Source organism: Blautia hydrogenotrophica DSM 10507, assembly GCF_034356035.1.
GTDB lineage: Bacteria > Bacillota > Clostridia > Lachnospirales > Lachnospiraceae > Blautia_A > Blautia_A hydrogenotrophica.
On the sequence record NZ_CP136423.1, the window covers coordinates 483,137 to 500,833 of the forward strand.

Genomic DNA, 17,697 nt, shown 5'->3' on the forward strand with positions numbered 1-17,697 from the left:
GTAAGATGAAACAGTTGATATATGGCTTGCCGGTGATTGCCCTTAGGGGAACCACGATTTTGCCTGAGATGATCGTTCACTTTGATGTGAGCAGAACACGCTCAATCAAGGCAGTCGAGGCGGCTATGCTGAAAGAACAAAAAGTATTTTTAGTGACTCAGAAAGATCCGGAGAATGAAAATCCGGGTCTTCTTGACCTTTATAAAATTGGTACGGTGGCGTATATCAAACAGGTGGTAAAGCTGCCGAAGGATGTCCTGAGAGTTCTGGTTGAGGGAGTTAGCCGGGCGGAGCTTCTGCGCCTGGAACGGGAGAATCCGTATCTGGAAGGACAGGTGGGCATCATCGAGGAAGAGGACATTGAAGACCACAATGTGAAAGAAGCGATACTGAGAAATATCAAGGAAAGCTTCCACGCATATTGTATGGAAAGCGGAAAGGTCAGCAAAGATTTAGCAGCGCAGATCATGAAAATTGACGATGCCAAGCACTTGGTAGATCAGCTTTGTATCAACCTGCCGATGCCGTATGAGGACCAACAAAAGCTGCTTGGCGCTCTGACACTCTATGAGCGTTACGGCATACTGGAAGGAATGCTGGAAGATGAGATTGAGATTCTGAAATTCCGCAGAGAATTCCAGCGTAAGGTGAAAGAAAGAATTGATAAAAATCAGAAAGAATATATTCTGCGAGAGCAGATGAAATTGATTCGTGAGGAACTAGGTGAGGACAACACTTCCAGCGATGCCGATGTTTTCCAGGAAAAGTTGCAGGGCCTGGATGCGCCGGAAGAGATCAAGGAGAAGATTGCCAAGGAGATTAAACGTTTCAAGTCCCTGAGCAACAATAATGCGGAAAGCAATGTGGCCAGAGACTATATTGAGACTTTGCTGGATATGCCTTGGAGGATTCACACAGACGACAATGAAGATTTAAAAGAGGCATTTCAGATTTTAGAGAAGGACCATTATGGTTTGGAAAAAGTCAAGGAACGTATCATGGAGTTTTTGGCTGTGAGAAATCTGACAGAGAAGGGAAAAAGCCCGATTCTCTGCCTTGTAGGGCCGCCTGGAACGGGCAAGACTTCCATCGCTCGCTCAGTGGCCAGAGCTCTGAATAAGAAATATGTGAGAATCTGCCTGGGCGGTGTGAGGGATGAAGCGGAGATTCGCGGACACAGGAGAACCTATATTGGAGCGATGCCGGGAAGAATAGCGGCGGCGCTGCGTCAGGTGGGAGTCAATAATCCTCTGATGCTGCTGGATGAGATCGACAAGACCAGCAGCGATTACAAGGGGGATGTGTCGGCGGCGCTCTTGGAAGTTTTAGACCCTGAACAGAATAGTCACTTCAACGACCATTATATAGAACTCCCGGTGGACTTATCTGAAGTGCTGTTTATCGCTACAGCTAATGACTTGCAGGGGATTTCCAGACCTTTGCTGGACCGTATGGAGGTCATCGAGCTCTCCAGCTACACGGAGAATGAGAAAGAGCATATTGCGAAGGAGCATTTGATTCCAAAGCAGATCAAGGAGAACGGCCTGGAAGAAAAACAGCTTGCGATTCGCCCGGCTGCTCTGAGAAAGATCATCAATGGGTATACCAAAGAAGCCGGAGTTCGGAACCTGGAACGGCGGATTGGTCAGATCTGCCGGAAGACCGCCAGAGAGATTCTGGAAGGCGACAAGCAGAAGGTGGTGGTCACTACAAAAAATCTGGAGCATTATCTAGGTCAGGAACGGTATACTTATCAGATGGCGAATAAGCAGAACGAAGTAGGAATTGTCCGAGGGCTGGCCTGGACCAGCGCAGGTGGAGATACCTTGCAGATTGAGGTGAATGTGATGCCGGGAAAAGGAGAACTGGTTCTCACCGGACAGCTAGGAGATGTGATGAAGGAGTCTGCGAGAGCGGGTATCAGCTATATTCGCTCTGTGGCGTCTGATTACGGAATAAAACCGGAGTTTTTCCGGGAAAATGATATTCATATACATATCCCCGAGGGGGCTGTCCCCAAGGACGGCCCTTCGGCGGGAATCACCATGGCCACTGCAATGCTCTCCGCGATCACTGAGACCCCTGTGAAGGCGGAGGTAGCCATGACCGGTGAGATCACTCTGCGGGGGCGGGTGTTGCCGATTGGTGGTCTGAAGGAGAAGCTTTTGGCTGCTAAGTACGCGAAAATTAAGACGGTATTGGTGCCTAAAGAGAATAAAGCAGATATCAAAGAGATGTCCGAGGAGATCACGGATGGTTTGGAGATACATCTGGTGGACAACATGGGAGAGGTTTTGTCCCAGGCACTGAGCCGATAGAGCATAGAAACGAGGTACTTTATGATTATCAAGAATGTATCCCTGGATATTGTCTGTGGAGTGACCAGTACTCTTCCTGAGAACGAATGGCCTGAGATTGCTTTTGCGGGAAAATCAAATGTTGGAAAATCATCACTGATTAATGCTTTGATGAACCGCAAGTCTTTGGCCAGAACCAGCTCTCAGCCGGGGAAGACTCAGACGATTAATTTCTATAATATCAATGACTGTATGTATTTGGTGGACTTGCCGGGTTATGGATATGCGAAGGTGGCTCAGTCGGAGAAAGAAAAGTGGGGAAAGTTGATCGAGCGTTACCTCCACAGTTCGAAGATGCTGCGGGCAGTATTCTTATTGATTGATATTCGCCATGAACCTTCAAAAAATGATAAGATGATGTATGATTGGATTGTCGCCCAGGGGTATGAGCCGATTATTATTGCCACGAAATTGGATAAGCTGAAGCGCAGTCAGGTACAAAAGCATGTCAAAATGGTTCGGCAGGGACTGAGCTTGCTTCCAGGCTCGCAGGTGATTCCTTTTTCCGCTGTGACCAAACAGGGGCGGGAAGAGATCTGGGATTTGATGGACCGCTTGATTGGATTTACTGAGGATGAAAAGTCCCAATAACCCTGAAGGGAAGGAATAAGATGGGAATAATACGAGCAAGCAAATTAGGATATGAATACTTGAAATATGACGACGACGGAAATGTGGAACAGACTAGCCGTGCGGTAGACGATGTAAATTTGGACATTCGTGAAGGGCAGTTTATTGCGATTCTGGGGCATAACGGCTCCGGGAAATCCACTCTTGCAAAACACATCAACGCTCTGCTGGTGCCGACGGAGGGAACCTTGTGGGTGGACAGCATGGACACCTCCTCTGAGGAGAACCTCTGGAAGATCAGGCAGAGAGCGGGAATGGTTTTTCAAAATCCCGACAATCAGATCATTGGGAGTGTGGTGGAGGAGGATGTAGGCTTTGGCCCTGAAAATATTGGTGTGCCAACGGATGAGATCTGGAAACGGGTGGACCGAAGCTTGGAGGCTGTGGGAATGGTTGCCTATCGCCATCATTCTCCCAATAAGCTCTCAGGGGGCCAGAAGCAGAGGGTTGCGATTGCCGGTGTGATGGCTATGAGGCCGAAATGTATCGTGCTGGATGAGCCCACCGCGATGTTGGACCCGAATGGGCGAAAAGATGTCTTAAAAGCGGTACGGGAACTGAATGAGAAGGAAGGGGTCACGGTCATATTGATTACCCACTATATGGAAGAAGTGGTGTTTGCAGATCATGTGTATGTGATGGACTCCGGCCATGTGGTGATGAGCGGTGTCCCCAGAGAGATCTTTTCCCAGGTGGACACACTGAAGAAATATGGCTTGGATGTACCGCAGGTGACTCTGTTGGCTTACGAACTGAAGAAAGCAGGTCTTAGGATTCCAGATGGAATTCTGACCATAGAGGAGTTGGTGAGTGCCCTATGTCAATTAAATTAGAAAATGTGTATTATACCTACAGCCCGGGAACGGCTTATGAAATTCATGCTCTAGAGAACGTAAATCTGACGATACCGGACGGACAATTCATCGGAATGATCGGTCATACTGGAAGCGGAAAATCCACGCTGATTCAGCATTTTAACGGTTTAATTCGTCCGACTCAGGGGAAAGTCCTCTACAATGGGGAAGATATCTGGGGAGAGAAATACAATCTGAAAAAACTGAGAAGCGAGGTAGGGTTGGTATTTCAATACCCGGAACATCAATTGTTTGAGGTGGATGTGCTGACAGACGTATGTTTTGGTCCGAAGAATCAGGGGCTTGGCCAGGAGGAGGCCGAGCGTGAGGCTATAAGAGCTCTGGAACAGGTGGGGCTTTCTGAGAAATATTTTAAGAGATCTCCGTTTGAACTGTCCGGCGGCCAGAAAAAGAGGGTGGCGATCGCCGGTGTGTTGGCGATGAATCCTAAGATTCTGATTTTGGACGAGCCGACGGCAGGGTTAGACCCGAGAGGACGAGACGAGATCTTAGACCAGATTGCCCAGCTTCACGAGACGAGGGGAATCAGTATCGTGCTGGTCTCCCATAGCATGGAGGACATTGCAAAGTACGTGGAGAGAATTATCGTGATGGACAGGGGAAAAGTAGCTTTTGACGATGTTCCGAAAGAAGTGTTTGCTCACTACAGAGAGCTGGAACAGATGGGACTGGCGGCCCCGCAGATCACTTATATCATGCATGCTCTGAGAGAGAAGGGGATGGATGTGGATGTGACTGCCACGACGGTGGAGGAGGCGAAGATCAGTATCTTAAAGGCAGTTCACCGTTCTGAGAAAGGGCAGAAATTGAGTAACTAAGAGAGACAGGAAGGAAGACAAATGATTAGAGATATTACACTGGGCCAGTACTATCCAGCAAATTCTGTACTGCATAGATTGGACCCTCGTGTCAAATTCGTCGGTACTTTGCTGTTTATCATCTCCGTGTTTGTGTTTCATACATTTCCGGGGTATGCGGTGGCGACGATATTTCTGGCGGCGATGATTGGAATCTCGAAGGTTCCCGTGAAATTTATGTTCAAGGGACTGAAAGCGATTTTTATCATTCTGCTGATTACGGTTCTTTTTAATATGATGCTGACACCAGGAGAAGTCCTGTGGAAACTGGGCTTTTTTAAGGTTACCAGGGAGGGGCTTATCATGGCGGGGAAGATGGCTATCCGGTTAACATATCTGGTGATCGGTTCGTCCATCATGACGCTGACGACGACCCCGAACCAGCTCACCGATGGGTTGGAGAGTCTATTAGGGCCTCTGAAGAAAATCAAGGTTCCAGTTCATGAGATTGCGATGATGATGTCTATCGCTCTGCGCTTTATACCGATTCTCTTAGAAGAGACGGATAAGATTATGAAGGCGCAGATTGCCAGAGGGGCGGATTTCGAGAGTGGAAATATCATTCAGAAGGCGAAAAGCATGGTTCCGCTTCTGGTACCGCTGTTCATCTCGGCTTTTCGTCGGGCCAATGATTTAGCGATGGCGATGGAGGCCAGATGTTACAACGGAGGGGAAGGGCGGACACAGATGAAACCTCTGAGGTATCACAGTAGAGATTATATTGCTTATTTGATTGTGTTTTTATACCTGGGAGTCGCCTTTGTCTTTCGGGTGGTGGGAATATAGAAGATGAAGAGAGTAGGATTGATTGTCGCGTATGACGGGACAAATTATTGTGGATGGCAGGTTCAGCCCAATGGTATTACGATACAAGGCGAGCTGAACCGATGTCTGAGTGAACTTTTAGGAGAAGAGATTGAGACGATCGGAGCCAGCCGTACAGATGCCGGTGTGCATGCGATGGGAAATGTGGCAGTCTTTGACACTGAGACTAGGATGCCTGGAGAAAAAATTTCATACGCGTTGAATCAGAGGCTGCCGGAGGATATTCGGATTCAGCTCTCAGAGGAGATGCCCATGGATTTCCATCCCAGGTATTGTGACAGTGTGAAGACATATGAATACCGAATTCTAAATAGACGATTTCAAATTCCCACCGAGCGGTTGTACTCTTATTTCTATCATTACAAACTGGACGAGAAGAAGATGCGTGAGGCTACCTCCTATCTGATTGGCCGCCATGATTTTGCCAGCTTCTGTGGCGCAGGAGCTCAGGTAAAAAGTACGGTGCGCACGATTCGTTCCGTTGAAGTGGAGAGGTTCGGGGATATGGTGACGATTCGAATCAGCGGAGAGGGATTTCTCTATAATATGGTTCGAATCATCGCGGGAACCCTGATTGAGATTGGAAATGGTCAGTATCCCCCTGAGCGGATGCAGGAGATTTTAGACGCCCGGGATCGGGAGTGGGCGGGACCGACTGCCCCGGCGAAGGGATTGACTTTACTGGGAATCCAATATGAATAGCTGTTGCTGTTCACTGATTTGTAAAAATTTGTGACTATTTAGCCATGTAAGTTCAGAGTCTCAGTTGCCGTTGCTTTTCTGCCGCGTACGCGTCGGAATCTCCGCTCATGGCTAAGCGTCATATGCCTAGTAAAATAAAAACTCCTCCACAAGCTTGCTTGCTCCGGATTTTTGTTTTTCAGGCGTATGGCTGAATAGTTGCGAAAATATAGAAAGATTTGTAAAAAACGATTGACATGGAAATGTGATTATAATATAATTACTCAATGTGACGTAGTGCGAGAATATCCGAGCCAAAAGCCCCGGCGACGATATTTTTGATAGCAGTTTCGGACATTTTCTGCTGATCGCCATACGTTCTTGATGCTTAAATTATAGAGGGAGAGACATCGGCTCTATCCTTTAGAATCAATCTTGAATACAGAGAAAACCAGGAGGGAAAACCATGAAGAGCTATATGGCTAATCCAGATAAAATCGAGAGAAAATGGTATGTTGTGGATGCTACTGATTGCACCTTAGGTCGTCTGGCCTCTGAGGTAGCAAAAGTTTTGAGAGGAAAAAATAAACCGGAATTCACTCCTCACGTAGATACCGGTGATTATGTAATCATTGTAAACGCTGAGAAGATCAAAGTAACCGGTAAGAAATTAGATCAGAAAATCTACTATCATCACTCAGAATATGTAGGCGGAATGAAAGAGACTACATTGAAAGAAATGTTAGCAAAGAAGCCTGAGAAAGTTCTTGAGTTGGCAGTAAAAGGCATGCTTCCAAAGGGACCTTTGGGAAGAGCTATGCACAAGAAACTTTTCGTATACGCTGGACCAGAGCACAAACATGAAGCTCAGAAACCAGAAGTATTAACATTTTAGTGAGGAGGTAGAGTAAATTGGCTAGCGCAAAATTCTACGGAACAGGAAGAAGAAAAAAATCAATCGCAAGAGTTTATCTGGTACCTGGTACTGGTAAAATTACAATCAATAAAAGAGATATCGACGAGTATTTCGGGTTGGAGACCTTGAAAGTGGTTGTTCGTCAGCCACTGGTTGCTACCGAGACAGAAGGAAAATTCGATGTGTTGGTAAATGTGCATGGCGGCGGATTCACCGGACAGGCCGGCGCAATTAGACACGGCGTTGCAAGAGCGCTTCTGCAGGCAGACAATGAGTACAGACCGGTTCTGAAATCCGCTGGATTCCTGACCAGAGATCCACGTATGAAAGAGCGTAAGAAATACGGTCTCAAAGCAGCACGTCGTGCTCCACAGTTCTCTAAGAGATAAGCAGACGAAATATCAAATATGTGTTTCAATCCCCAGAACCTATGTGTTCTGGGGATTTTTTTGTTTACTAGGAAATTCTGCTGGATTTCCTAATAAATAAAAAGCCCTGGGGTAAGAGGCGCATGCCGCAATAAGAGATATGACCGTATATTTCCAATTTTCAAAGCTGTTTTTTGTTGAAAAGCCGAATAGCAATCAGCAATCCCAAAATGGATAAAACAACGGAAATGAAAGCGGGTATTATAAATTCCGCCGGAATGATTTTGCCGGAAATCAGACCTACATTTTTTGAGGTTAAAATGAACGGATTGAATTTCGCAATCGGTTCTATCATTCCAAATAAGGATATCAGGGCTACAATACCGCCCGTAAAGAGTATGCTTGTGAACATCTGCTTGAATATCACGCATCCAGTCATCAGAATACTCAAATACAGAAAGCCTATGATCCAGAGCAGAAATGCGGCGAAAGTGACGTTTGAAAGGCATATATCCTTCCACAAAAGAGCTGTGTAGACATATGCTGCGGCGTAAGCAATCCAATAGCTGACGGTCATAAGCGCGGCGGCTACCGTATATTTTGCAAGAATAACGGCTCTGCGGGATAGGCCCTTTGTCACCATTAAGACTAACGTTCCTTTGGAATATTCACTTGACAGGCAGTTTCCAAACAGAATGATGAATGCGCTGAAACCAACGCCGGAAATGTTTTTGTAAAATTGTTTCCATGCATCCAAAGGTACCGGTTCGGAAGTCATCTCCATATCTGCGGCTAACGCTGACAAAATTTCAGGTGTAAACTTAGCAAGAAACGCGCTCATAATGCCGAAGACCAAAAAGATTGCAAATAGAATAAGAAAACGATAGTTTTTCATATTTTCCGTAAATTCTTTTTTTACAAAAGCCAAATATCCGCTCATTTTACTACCTCCAAAAACAGACTTTCAAGAGACGGCTCCATAAGTTCTATTTTTATAGGGCAAATTCCTGTTAATGCAAGTACGGAAAATAGGCAATTTTGCACGTTTTCCATATCGCGGCTGTGCAGAATGAGTTCCCTGTTGTTTTCCTCAGAGTGGAGCAGTAATGGTTCTATGGGTTTTTGCTTTTTGAAAAGCTGTAAATCTTTATCTGTAGAGAACTCCAAAAGCAAGCTGTCATGTCCACGTAAAGCCTTCATTTCTGCAAGCGTCCCGCTGACAGCAATTTTCCCCTCGTTCAAAAAGGCAGCATGGTCGCAGATACGCTCTACATCAGAAAGAATGTGAGTGGAAAATAATACAGTAGTCGTTCCGCTGATTTTATAGAGAATATCCAAAATCTCTTTTCTGCCTACGGGGTCAAGCGCACTGGTCGGTTCGTCACAAATCAGTAATTTTGGCTGTGTAAGCAATGCCTGTGCAATTCCCAGCCGCTGCTTCATGCCGCGTGAAAAACCGCCGATTTGTTTTGCAGCGCCGTTTAATCCAACAAGAGAGAGAAGCTCCTGACTTCTTTGGAAAATGCAGCTTTTTGATAACCCAATGACTTCTCCGCAAAGTTTAAGATACTGTGTCGGCGTCATATAGTTATAAAATTCCGGGACATCCGGCAAATATCCGATATATTGATTTGTCTTTGTCTGTCCAAAGAAAACAGGCTCATTGCAGACATGAATTTTTCCGCTGTCTGGCTGTAACAGGCCCAATACCATTTTCATGGTTGTTGTTTTGCCGGCTCCGTTTTTCCCTATAAATCCAAAAACACTTCCTTCCGGGACAGACATGTTCAGGTTCTCAATGATCTTCTGTTTTCCAAAACACTTAGATAAGTTTTGGACTGTAAGGACATTCATTCCATCTCCCCCTTTCCAAAGACAAAATAAATAAGTGGCCCGAAGAGCAGTAAGACTACAACAATTACCAGCCACATAGTTCTATTTCCGAAGCGATAGCGTGGGTGGCGTAAAATGTGGCTTACTGCCATTGCTGCAAGAGCAATGTCTATCAGCAGGACAGGAATAAGCAAGGGCAGAATTTCGAATAAAGTGTTCAATGTAGTTACCTCCTGTATTTTATTCTTTTAATAATATTATCATAATGATAATATTAAATCAATAGAAACCGTCCCAACATGGGACGGTCATTTTACTTTTCTGTATTTTCAGCAGGAGATACGATGATACCTATTGTCCGAAGCTTACGTTTGGGAGTTGGTTCATTGTTTTTGACTGCTCCGATGATCTGAGAAATGTTTGTCACAAGAGCAGTCAATTCATCATCAGAAAGATAAAGGGGGGAGAGAGAAAATCCTGTCATATCTTTTTTGATATTGATATTCGGAGATTGGCAATATTTTTGAAACTGTTTTGCAAATCCTATAAAATACTGCATGAAATACTGCATATAGAGTTTGCCGGAATTTTCTTCAACCATTGTTTCCATGTCGCTGTTGATGCTATCAGCCAGTGAATAGGTCTTTTCTACCGTACCGCGTACTTGTGTCTCTTCTACTACCTGTAAAATGCCGTCGCTCAGCATTTTTTTGAGATGCCGGTATAAGGTAGCCTGAGGAATATCGTTATAGATATTAGCTAGATGTTTTGCAGTAGATTTTCCTTGTGAATGTATTTCAAGCAACAATTTGCATTTCACTGGATTGGTGATGCAATCCATAAGTTTATCTGTCATCTTTTACCCTCCCGCATTAATATATGAAAATATTATCATCTTGATACTAAAAAGTCAATTAATGATTGGAATCTGAAATAGCTCTACCGGTGCGTAAGCTGACTCTTGCAAAATTAATTTATATTTGATACAGTATATTGTATATGATGAAGAAAGAACGGCTCACATATGAAATTTAAGTTTCAGTGATAATTATAGTATGAATTGTTTAGAGGGTGAGATTAGTGTATTTGAATCAAAAAGGTATTGCGCAGCAAAAGCTGGCGGAAATTTTTTTATCTTGCGGAATCGGAGAGAGAATTCCCACGTTTACTGATTTGCAGAAAGAATTGAAGGTTGGAATAGGGACCATCCAGACGGCGATAAAAGAGTTGGAGATGAATGGGATTATTCAGCTGCAGGCCCAGCAGAGGTATGGGACGATACTGACGGGGAAAAGTACGAAAGAACTGTGGAAATTTCTCTCGAAGCGCTATGTGGTCGGCCTGTTTCCGGAACCTCTAAGCTTGGAGATGAGGGGATTGGCCATGGGACTGCGGGAGGTTATGGATGATTTGGATATACCCTTGGTCATTGTCTATGGATATGGTTCCAAGGTTCGGTTTGACAGGATTGTGAACCGGCCGACGCGGGAGGACTTTGTAATATCATCGTTGGAGTCCGCGAGGCATCGACAGAAGGCTGACGAGGCTTTGGCGGTTTCTCTTCGTTTTGGGGCGAATTCTTTTTATGCCGCAGACTCATTGGTAATTCTTGACAATATCAGAAGCGAAGATAAGGAGATGAGAAAAAAAATAGTCGGGATAGACTATAATTCCTACGATCACATGTTGCTGACACAGGCTGCCTTTCCTGACGCGGACTATGTCAATGTCAGATATGGGGAGATTCCTTTTGAGAGCTTGTCTGGGAAAATGGATACGGTGGTTTGGCATCAGACGACACCTGTGCATTTTCCGGAAGACATGATAAAAGCACGAAAATTTGAATCGGTGATTCCTGATTTTGATATAGACAGCATCTGTGAAGCAGTGTTGAGTATCAATCGCAATAACCGTCTGATGACTGGCATAATGGAAAGCATTGATGTGGAAAAAGTAATTGATATTCAGAAAAAAGTGCTGAATCGAGAGTTAGAGCCAATTTTTTAAGGGTAATAGCAATATTCCTGAAGTGTTCCTCTATATGAGGATATCTTCAGGAATATTTTTTATGTAATGGGAAAGATCTTGTCACACTAATGCGTGAAAGCCCGTTCCTATTACAGAAACGCTCCGCTAAGGATGCGTACGCCGCAATAAGGTAGTACACCGCAAGGCGGTGTTGCGGCGGCGCGCAAAGTGGGACTGCGCCCCTCAAAGATTGAGGAGACGGGAGAGTTGAAGTGGGCTTGCCCATTTTGTTCTGTAATCAGGGGTTAAGGATCTGGAAGCTTGCCCACTTGATTTTGCGGCAAGAAAGAGGGTTACGCAGCAAAAAGTTATTTTACATAAATTGAAAGAATTAAATTTGTAGAAAATAGATAAAAAAAATTTAGGTGTGAGAAAGAAATTGACAAAAAGTATATAATACAGTATTCTGAATATAGAACAAATGGTAAATTTCAAAATTATCCGGAGAAGTTTGAAATTTTCACAGGATGAAGGAGGATATTGTGGAAATTATACAAAATGCAATTTCATGGTTTATTGGACTTGGGGGGACTTATTTCGTTCCCATTGTAATGCTGGTCATCGGATTGGTATGCCGGGCAGGAATTTCCAGAAGTGTTACGAGTGCTCTGAAAATCGGAATCGGCCTGACAGGTTTAAATATGATTACAGACTTTTGCGTCCAGGCGATGCAGCCAGTGACAGAAGCACTTTCCCAGCGCCTCAATGCAGACTTTTCCATAGTAGATATTGGTTATGGAAGTTGTACGGCCGCTTGGAGCTGGGCTGGAGTACCTTGGGTGATTCTGGGAATTTTGGCGGTGAATATTCTTTGTGTGACACTCAAATTGACGCAGACACTGTGGGTGGATATGTGGAATATCTGGCACGGTGAGGCCTTAGGTGTTATGTTCTATGTATTCAGCGGCAACTTGTGGATCGGAATTGCAGGCGGGGTCGGAATGCTGGCGATTTCCATGTTTCTGGGAGACTTTCATGCAAAGAAATTTCAGGAATTTAATCACCTGGAAGGAATTACAGTACCCGCGCCTTCTGCCACATTTCCTGCCACCTTTGCATTTTTTGCAATGAAGATAGTTGACAGAATTCCGGGTTTGAATAAGATTAAAATTTCTTCAACGGATATGAAGGAGAAGTTTGGAATTTTCGGAGAGAGCAGCGTCATAGGGGCGATTTTGGGAGTTGTGATTGGAATAATCAGTGGAATCGGCTCCGCAGGTGTGATACAGTTAGCGATTAAGCTGGCTGCGATTCTGATTATCCTTCCGGCTATGTTACAGTTCGTCGCGGATGGTATTCTTCCGATTACTGAGAACCTTTCAAACTTTATGAAAGAAAAGTTTAAGGGACGAAAGCTGAACATTGCAGTCGACCCGGTCATGCTGCTCTCGGACCCATCTGTGATGTCGTCGGTTGTGATTATGTACCCGATTTCGATTTTCATCTGCGCATTTTTACCGGGGAATAATTTTCTGCCGGTGGCGAGTCTGGCGGCTCTGCCGTATTTGATCGGCGGTATCGCACCCTATACCAAAGGAAACATTGTCTATAACGTTTTGCTGGCGACGATTTGGATTATTCCTACCACGCTGGCGGCGACCTATCTGGCTCCGCTGACTACGGGAGCGGCGGAAATCACCAATATTCTAGGAAGCAATGTAGCGGATGGAACACTCGTCAGCTGTTGGGACGAGGGCGGCAATCTTCTCATGTGGTTGCTGGTCCGTATATTCAATCTGATGTAACGGAATTTATAGAAGATGGAAAAAATTGTAGCTATCCAGCCATATGCTTGATAAAAACAAACTTTCTCTGAAAGCAAGCTTACGTTGGATTTTGGGTTTTGTCAGGTGCATGGCTGAATAGTTACAGAAAAATAGGAGGTTACTATTTGATGAAAGCATTGGCAGTGGAAGACAAACAAATAATGTGTTTATGTGAGACAGAGATACCAGAACTGAAAGATAAGGAAGTTCTGGTGAAGGTGGCGTACTGCGGAATTTGCGGTTCTGATCTTCCCAGATTCTTCGATGGTGCGGTACATAATTTTCCGCAGATATTGGGACATGAATTTTCCGGGACGATTGTAAAGGCAGGAAAGGAAGTATCTGAGGGCAGATTGGGAAAAAGAGTGATTGGCGCGCCGCTGATGGTCTGCGGCAAGTGTCCTTCCTGCCGCGCAGGAAAGCCGCAGCTTTGTGAGCATTATGGTTTTATTGGTTCCCATCAGCCGGGAGCGTTTGCCGAGTATGTGGCAGTGCCGGAAGAGAACATTATTGAGGTGCCTGACCAGGTGAGCTTCAAAGAGGCCGCGCTGGTAGAACCGTTTACAGTAGGCCTTCATGCGGTGGAAAGACTTCCCTTCAGAGCAGGGGAGGCTGCGCTGATTTTGGGGGCTGGGGCGATTGGCCTGGCTGTCGTGGCCGCACTCAGAGCGAGAGGTGCGGGGAAGATCTACATCGTGGATATGAATGAACAGCGCTTGGAATTTGCTGCAAAGATCGGCGCGGATGTGACACTGAACCCGGAGAAGGTGAAGTTGGAAGAATATTTTAGACAGAATGAGAAAGCCGGCGTGGTCTTTGAGACGGCAGGGCATCCGATAACTCAGGTGCAGGCGATTACACTGGCAGGAAAAGGCGGAAAGGTTATTTATGTGGGAACCAGCCACAGAGATATCACGTTCCGGCCGCAGGAATTTGAACAGATCTTCCGAAAAGAATTATTGATAACGGGTAATATGATGTCTTACTCGGCTCCGTTTCCAGGTTATGAGTGGAAGACAGCTCTCGAATATATGGAGCGGGGTAGCGTTAATCTGAAAGAAATGATTACTGGAATTTATCCGCTGGAAGCGGAGGAAGAACCGTTTTGGGAACTGAGAAAAAAAGATTCCGGACATATAAAAATTCTGTACGAAATTGGAGGCGAGGAAAAATGATGGATGCTTTGATGGGAATTGATGTTGGAACTTCCAGTTGTAAATTGACGGTTTTTCGGAAGGATGGAACAGTCATCTTGACGGATACGAGAAAATATCCCGTCTACTATCCACAGGATGGCTGGGTGGAGCAGGACCCGGAGGAATGGTGGGAGTGCATCTGCGCGGCAGTCTCAAAAATGATGGCAGACGACAAAATGAAGGAAGTGAATATAAAAGGAATTGGCATTGACGGGCAAGGGTGGTCCATGATTCCTATTGACAAGGAGGGAAGAGTGCTGTGCAGAAATCCGATTTGGATGGACACTCGTGCCGCCGATTTGTGCGAGGAATACAAGAGGAAAATAGGAGAAGAGAAGATTTTTGAGATCAGCGGAAACTCTCTGGAACCGTCTTATACTCTGCCGAAAATACTTTGGTTGCGAAGAAACCGGCCGGAGATTTTTGAGAAAATCGACGTGGTACTGCAGGCGAACAGCTTTGTGGTATTCAAGCTGACGGGAAAAAGAACCCAGGACATTTCCCAGGGCTATGGCCTTCAGTGCTTTGATATGAGAAAAGGTACCTGGAATCATGAGCTGTGTTCTCAGTTTGGGGTACCGGAAAGGATTCTTCCGTCAATCTATAATTCTGACGAGATCGTAGGCTGTGTGACGGAAGAGGCAGCGAAGCTTACAGGACTAAAGGCGGGAACCCCGGTTGTGGCAGGAGGCTTAGATGCAGCGTGCGGAGCGTTGGGAGCCGGTGTGATCGCTCACGGAGAAACTCAGGAACAAGGCGGACAGGCAGAGGGAATGAGTATCTGTCTGAAGGAATACATCGCTGACCCAAGGCTGATTATGGGCTATCATGTGGTACCGGGCCACTGGCTTTTGCAGGGTGGAACCGTAGGTGGCGGAGGCGTCGTAGATTGGGTCAAGGACACCTACTGCTATGAGGAAAAAAGAAACGCACAGATCAGGGGAACCAACACTTATTATGAGATGGACGAGCTCTCCAAAGCGATTCCGGCAGGAGCGGACGGCGTGATTTTTCTCCCATATATGAAGGGGGAGCGCTCTCCGATCTGGAACGCTGCGGCAAAGGGCGTATACTATGGAATTGATTTCGAGAAGAAAAGAGGGCATTTAATCCGGGCATCCCAGGAAGGGGTGGCCTATTCTCTGAGACACAATCTGGAGATTGCAGAACAGGCGGGTGCGCAGGTGACAGAGCTTTGGGGTATGGGCGGTTGTGCCAACAGCCAGGTGTTCATGCAGATCAAAGCCGATGTCACAGGAAAGGTCATACGTGTGCCCCGTTCCGATATGGCTACCACGTTGGGTGCGGCGATACTGGCTGGAATAGGGACAGGTGTCTATCAGGATTATGAGGATGCCAGGAATGCGACAAATAAGGTGCAGAAGGTCTATTCTCCGAATGCGGCAGTGAAGAAGGTATACGATGAAGGATATGCCAAGTATCTGAGACTTTATGAACAACTGGAATGTCTGATGACGAGAGAGGAGGTCCAGGCATGATTTTGACGGTCACGATGAATGCGTCTGTGGATATCACCTATGTCATGGATGAACTGAAGACAGATGGGACCAACCGTGTAGCCAATGTGACTAAGACGGCAGGAGGAAAGGGACTGAATGTGACGCGGGTACTGAAACAGGTTCACGCAGATGTGACTGCCGCTGGACTCGCCGGCGGGTGCAATGGGCAGTTTATCCAAAGGGAATTGAAGAGACAGGGGATTCCCTGTGAATTTTGCGAAATAACCGCGGAATCCCGGAATAATATTTCTATTATTCATGGAAAGCATTGCACTGAGATCCTAGAACGTGGAGAAAAAGTGCAGAAAGAAGAGTTACAGAGATTTTGCAAACAGTATGAGAGACTTCTTGACGATGCAGGTACTGTTGTGCTGTCAGGAAGTCTTCCGCAGGGAGCTACATCTGACTTCTACGCCGGCCTGGTGCAAACTGCACTTCAAAAAAATAGAAAAGTAATTTTAGATACGTCCGGGGATTGTCTGCGGGAGAGCCTTCATTCGGTATATAAGCCTTTTCTGATTAAACCCAATGAAAAAGAACTAGAAGAGCTGACAGGTCAGAAGCTGTACTTTCAGGATGAAGCTGCGATCAAGAACGTGCTGTCCTCAGAGCTTTTTCAGGGAATTGAATGTGTTGTGGTATCCTTAGGAGCTTCTGGGGCTGTGGTAAAACAAAGGGATACATTTTATCGGGTGTCTGTGCCACAAATCGACGCAGTGAATCCCATTGGGTCCGGGGATTCTGTGATTGCAGGCATGGCGCTGAGCTTTGACCACGGCGAAGCTGTCGAAGACGCTATAAAAAGAGGAATGGCTTTTGGGGTTTTGAATGCGCTGGAAGCTGCGCCAGGCAAATTGAAGCTGGAATGTTATGAGGATGTCATATCCAAAGTCGAAGTAGAAAGGTTTTAAATAAAAAAGACTTGACATTCACTCATATATACAGTATTCTGTATATAGAATAAATAAGACAAAACAGAAGAAAATTCAAGAAGGAATAAAAAAGGAGCAGTATTATGATTAAAGTGACAAATCAGATCGGAAAAGAACTTCGCCTCAGCCGTTTTTTAAATCCGGATTCCAAGAGAACTGTGATGGTGGCGTATGCCCATGGAATTTTGATGGGACCGATGAAAGGCATGGAGACTAATGAAGAGATTAAGAGGCAGAACGAGACCTTAAAGGCCGCAGACGCGGTTTTGATGCCGATGGGTTTTCTGCCTTCCTGTCAGAAGCTTTTTACCGGAAAAAACGCTCCGGAGATGATCGCTCTCTACGATTGGCAGAGCATCAGCCGTTCCAAGAGTCAGTTGGGTTATACAGAGGGTGCCATTGAACCAGTTACCACAATCGACCGTGTCCTGGCCAGCGGAGCCATCGGTGTGATGACGTATCTGTTCATTGGATTTGACGATCCGCTGAGAGAGGCGAACGAGATGCGCCGTAATTATGAGGTGAATGAATTGTGCCAGAAATATGGACTGATTCATATCATAGAACCCCGTGTGGTCAAGAGTAAGGAGACGAATGAGGATGGAACCATGAAATTAGATCTGATGAAGGTGCATACCAGAATGGCTGCTGAGCTTGGTGCAGACTTTATCAAGGTAAAATATCCGGATACCCCAGAGAGATTGAAGGAATTACAGGATATCTCACCGGCGCCCCTGCTGGTGGCAGGCGGTTCTAAGATTGCGGACGACGCTGCGGATAAGATGGCAGAAGCCTCCGTTACTGCAAACACAGGCGGTATTGTATTTGGAAGAAATGTATACCAGTCCGACGATCCGAAAGCAGCGCTGGAACGTTTCCGCAGAATTGTCCATCAGAAATAAAAATAATCATA

The 17,697-nt window shown here is 45.7% G+C and carries 18 protein-coding genes; 14 read left to right on the forward strand and 4 right to left on the reverse strand.

The features are described 5' to 3' along the window. Nucleotides 1-5 precede the first annotated feature (5 nt). From lon to rpsI, 8 genes are all read left to right on the forward strand, one after another. On the forward strand, nt 6-2,318 hold the full coding sequence (gene lon / locus BLHYD_RS02315) for an endopeptidase La (RefSeq protein WP_005947232.1): 2,313 nt from the start codon (nt 6-8) through the stop codon (nt 2,316-2,318). 21 nt (nt 2,319-2,339) lie between these two features. After that, nucleotides 2,340-2,948, forward strand: coding sequence for a ribosome biogenesis GTP-binding protein YihA/YsxC (yihA, locus tag BLHYD_RS02320; RefSeq protein WP_005947233.1), 609 nt, complete (start codon nt 2,340-2,342; stop codon nt 2,946-2,948). Nucleotides 2,949-2,968: 20 nt separating this feature from the next. Further along, nucleotides 2,969-3,820, forward strand: a complete 852-nt coding sequence (locus BLHYD_RS02325) for an energy-coupling factor transporter ATPase (protein WP_021845746.1) — start codon at nt 2,969-2,971, stop codon at nt 3,818-3,820. Next, complete coding sequence (locus tag BLHYD_RS02330) at nt 3,805-4,680, forward strand: energy-coupling factor transporter ATPase (protein ID WP_005947238.1); 876 nt, start codon at nt 3,805-3,807, stop codon at nt 4,678-4,680. The genes BLHYD_RS02325 and BLHYD_RS02330 overlap by 16 nt, the downstream gene beginning before the upstream one ends. A 21-nt stretch (nt 4,681-4,701) precedes the next feature. Next, entirely contained in the window at nt 4,702-5,505 is an 804-nt protein-coding gene (locus BLHYD_RS02335; RefSeq protein ID WP_005947240.1) for an energy-coupling factor transporter transmembrane component T family protein, read from the forward strand. Nucleotides 5,506-5,508: 3 nt separating this feature from the next. Continuing rightward, complete coding sequence (gene truA / locus BLHYD_RS02340; protein WP_005947242.1) at nt 5,509-6,246, forward strand: tRNA pseudouridine(38-40) synthase TruA; 738 nt, start codon at nt 5,509-5,511, stop codon at nt 6,244-6,246. Nucleotides 6,247-6,691: 445 nt separating this feature from the next. Further along, nucleotides 6,692-7,120 (forward strand): 50S ribosomal protein L13, encoded by a 429-nt coding sequence (gene rplM, locus BLHYD_RS02345; RefSeq protein ID WP_005947244.1) that lies wholly within the window; start codon nt 6,692-6,694, stop codon nt 7,118-7,120. A gap of 17 nt (nt 7,121-7,137) precedes the next feature. After that, nucleotides 7,138-7,530: a 30S ribosomal protein S9 gene (gene rpsI / locus BLHYD_RS02350; RefSeq protein ID WP_005947246.1), complete on the forward strand. Its 393-nt coding sequence runs from the start codon at nt 7,138-7,140 to the stop codon at nt 7,528-7,530. Nucleotides 7,531-7,690: 160 nt separating this feature from the next. On the opposite strand, the gene BLHYD_RS02355 is transcribed toward rpsI, so the two are convergent. The 4 genes from BLHYD_RS02355 to BLHYD_RS02370 form a co-directional block, all read right to left on the reverse strand. Continuing rightward, nucleotides 7,691-8,449, reverse strand: a complete 759-nt coding sequence (locus tag BLHYD_RS02355; protein ID WP_005947250.1) for an ABC transporter permease — start codon at nt 8,447-8,449, stop codon at nt 7,691-7,693. Further along, nucleotides 8,446-9,363 carry an ABC transporter ATP-binding protein gene (locus tag BLHYD_RS02360; protein WP_005947252.1) on the reverse strand — a complete coding sequence of 306 codons (918 nt, stop codon included), beginning with the start codon at nt 9,361-9,363 and terminating at the stop codon, nt 8,446-8,448. Before BLHYD_RS02360 ends, BLHYD_RS02355 begins: the two co-directional genes overlap by 4 nt. Beyond that, nucleotides 9,360-9,563 (reverse strand): PLDc N-terminal domain-containing protein, encoded by a 204-nt coding sequence (locus BLHYD_RS02365; protein ID WP_005947254.1) that lies wholly within the window; start codon nt 9,561-9,563, stop codon nt 9,360-9,362. Before BLHYD_RS02365 ends, BLHYD_RS02360 begins: the two co-directional genes overlap by 4 nt. Nucleotides 9,564-9,655: 92 nt before the next feature. After that, nucleotides 9,656-10,198 carry a helix-turn-helix domain-containing protein gene (locus tag BLHYD_RS02370; protein WP_005947256.1) on the reverse strand — a complete coding sequence of 181 codons (543 nt, stop codon included), beginning with the start codon at nt 10,196-10,198 and terminating at the stop codon, nt 9,656-9,658. A gap of 230 nt (nt 10,199-10,428) precedes the next feature. Between BLHYD_RS02370 and BLHYD_RS02375 the strand changes: the two genes are divergently transcribed. From BLHYD_RS02375 to BLHYD_RS02400, 6 genes are all read left to right on the forward strand, one after another. Next, nucleotides 10,429-11,349 (forward strand): YhfZ family protein, encoded by a 921-nt coding sequence (locus BLHYD_RS02375; RefSeq protein WP_196795166.1) that lies wholly within the window; start codon nt 10,429-10,431, stop codon nt 11,347-11,349. Between the two features lie 503 nt (nt 11,350-11,852). Beyond that, nucleotides 11,853-13,115 carry a PTS transporter subunit IIC gene (locus tag BLHYD_RS02380; protein WP_021844357.1) on the forward strand — a complete coding sequence of 421 codons (1,263 nt, stop codon included), beginning with the start codon at nt 11,853-11,855 and terminating at the stop codon, nt 13,113-13,115. Nucleotides 13,116-13,264: 149 nt separating this feature from the next. Continuing rightward, nucleotides 13,265-14,311, forward strand: coding sequence for a galactitol-1-phosphate 5-dehydrogenase (locus tag BLHYD_RS02385; RefSeq protein WP_005947262.1), 1,047 nt, complete (start codon nt 13,265-13,267; stop codon nt 14,309-14,311). Beyond that, nucleotides 14,308-15,831 carry a xylulokinase gene (locus BLHYD_RS02390; RefSeq protein WP_005947263.1) on the forward strand — a complete coding sequence of 508 codons (1,524 nt, stop codon included), beginning with the start codon at nt 14,308-14,310 and terminating at the stop codon, nt 15,829-15,831. The genes BLHYD_RS02385 and BLHYD_RS02390 overlap by 4 nt, the downstream gene beginning before the upstream one ends. Further along, a complete protein-coding gene (locus BLHYD_RS02395) occupies nt 15,828-16,763 on the forward strand; it encodes a 1-phosphofructokinase family hexose kinase (protein WP_021844361.1) in 936 nt (311 codons plus the stop codon). The genes BLHYD_RS02390 and BLHYD_RS02395 overlap by 4 nt, the downstream gene beginning before the upstream one ends. A 104-nt stretch (nt 16,764-16,867) precedes the next feature. Continuing rightward, nucleotides 16,868-17,686, forward strand: coding sequence for a class I fructose-bisphosphate aldolase (locus BLHYD_RS02400; protein WP_005947268.1), 819 nt, complete (start codon nt 16,868-16,870; stop codon nt 17,684-17,686). The last annotated feature ends 11 nt before the right edge of the window (nt 17,687-17,697 follow it).

What these genes read in the sequence shown, in the direction of transcription:
- lon (WP_005947232.1), top strand. Translation starts at nt 6, where the DNA reads ATGAAACAGTTGATATATGGCTTGCCGGTGATTGCCCTTAGGGGAACC.
- yihA (WP_005947233.1), top strand. Translation starts at nt 2,340, where the DNA reads ATGATTATCAAGAATGTATCCCTGGATATTGTCTGTGGAGTGACCAGT.
- BLHYD_RS02325 (WP_021845746.1), top strand. Translation starts at nt 2,969, where the DNA reads ATGGGAATAATACGAGCAAGCAAATTAGGATATGAATACTTGAAATAT.
- BLHYD_RS02330 (WP_005947238.1), top strand. Translation starts at nt 3,805, where the DNA reads ATGTCAATTAAATTAGAAAATGTGTATTATACCTACAGCCCGGGAACG.
- BLHYD_RS02335 (WP_005947240.1), top strand. Translation starts at nt 4,702, where the DNA reads ATGATTAGAGATATTACACTGGGCCAGTACTATCCAGCAAATTCTGTA.
- truA (WP_005947242.1), top strand. Translation starts at nt 5,509, where the DNA reads ATGAAGAGAGTAGGATTGATTGTCGCGTATGACGGGACAAATTATTGT.
- rplM (WP_005947244.1), top strand. Translation starts at nt 6,692, where the DNA reads ATGAAGAGCTATATGGCTAATCCAGATAAAATCGAGAGAAAATGGTAT.
- BLHYD_RS02355 (WP_005947250.1), bottom strand. Translation starts at nt 8,449, where the DNA reads ATGAGCGGATATTTGGCTTTTGTAAAAAAAGAATTTACGGAAAATATG.
- BLHYD_RS02360 (WP_005947252.1), bottom strand. Translation starts at nt 9,363, where the DNA reads ATGAATGTCCTTACAGTCCAAAACTTATCTAAGTGTTTTGGAAAACAG.
- BLHYD_RS02370 (WP_005947256.1), bottom strand. Translation starts at nt 10,198, where the DNA reads ATGACAGATAAACTTATGGATTGCATCACCAATCCAGTGAAATGCAAA.
- BLHYD_RS02385 (WP_005947262.1), top strand. Translation starts at nt 13,265, where the DNA reads ATGAAAGCATTGGCAGTGGAAGACAAACAAATAATGTGTTTATGTGAG.
- BLHYD_RS02390 (WP_005947263.1), top strand. Translation starts at nt 14,308, where the DNA reads ATGATGGATGCTTTGATGGGAATTGATGTTGGAACTTCCAGTTGTAAA.
- BLHYD_RS02395 (WP_021844361.1), top strand. Translation starts at nt 15,828, where the DNA reads ATGATTTTGACGGTCACGATGAATGCGTCTGTGGATATCACCTATGTC.
- BLHYD_RS02400 (WP_005947268.1), top strand. Translation starts at nt 16,868, where the DNA reads ATGATTAAAGTGACAAATCAGATCGGAAAAGAACTTCGCCTCAGCCGT.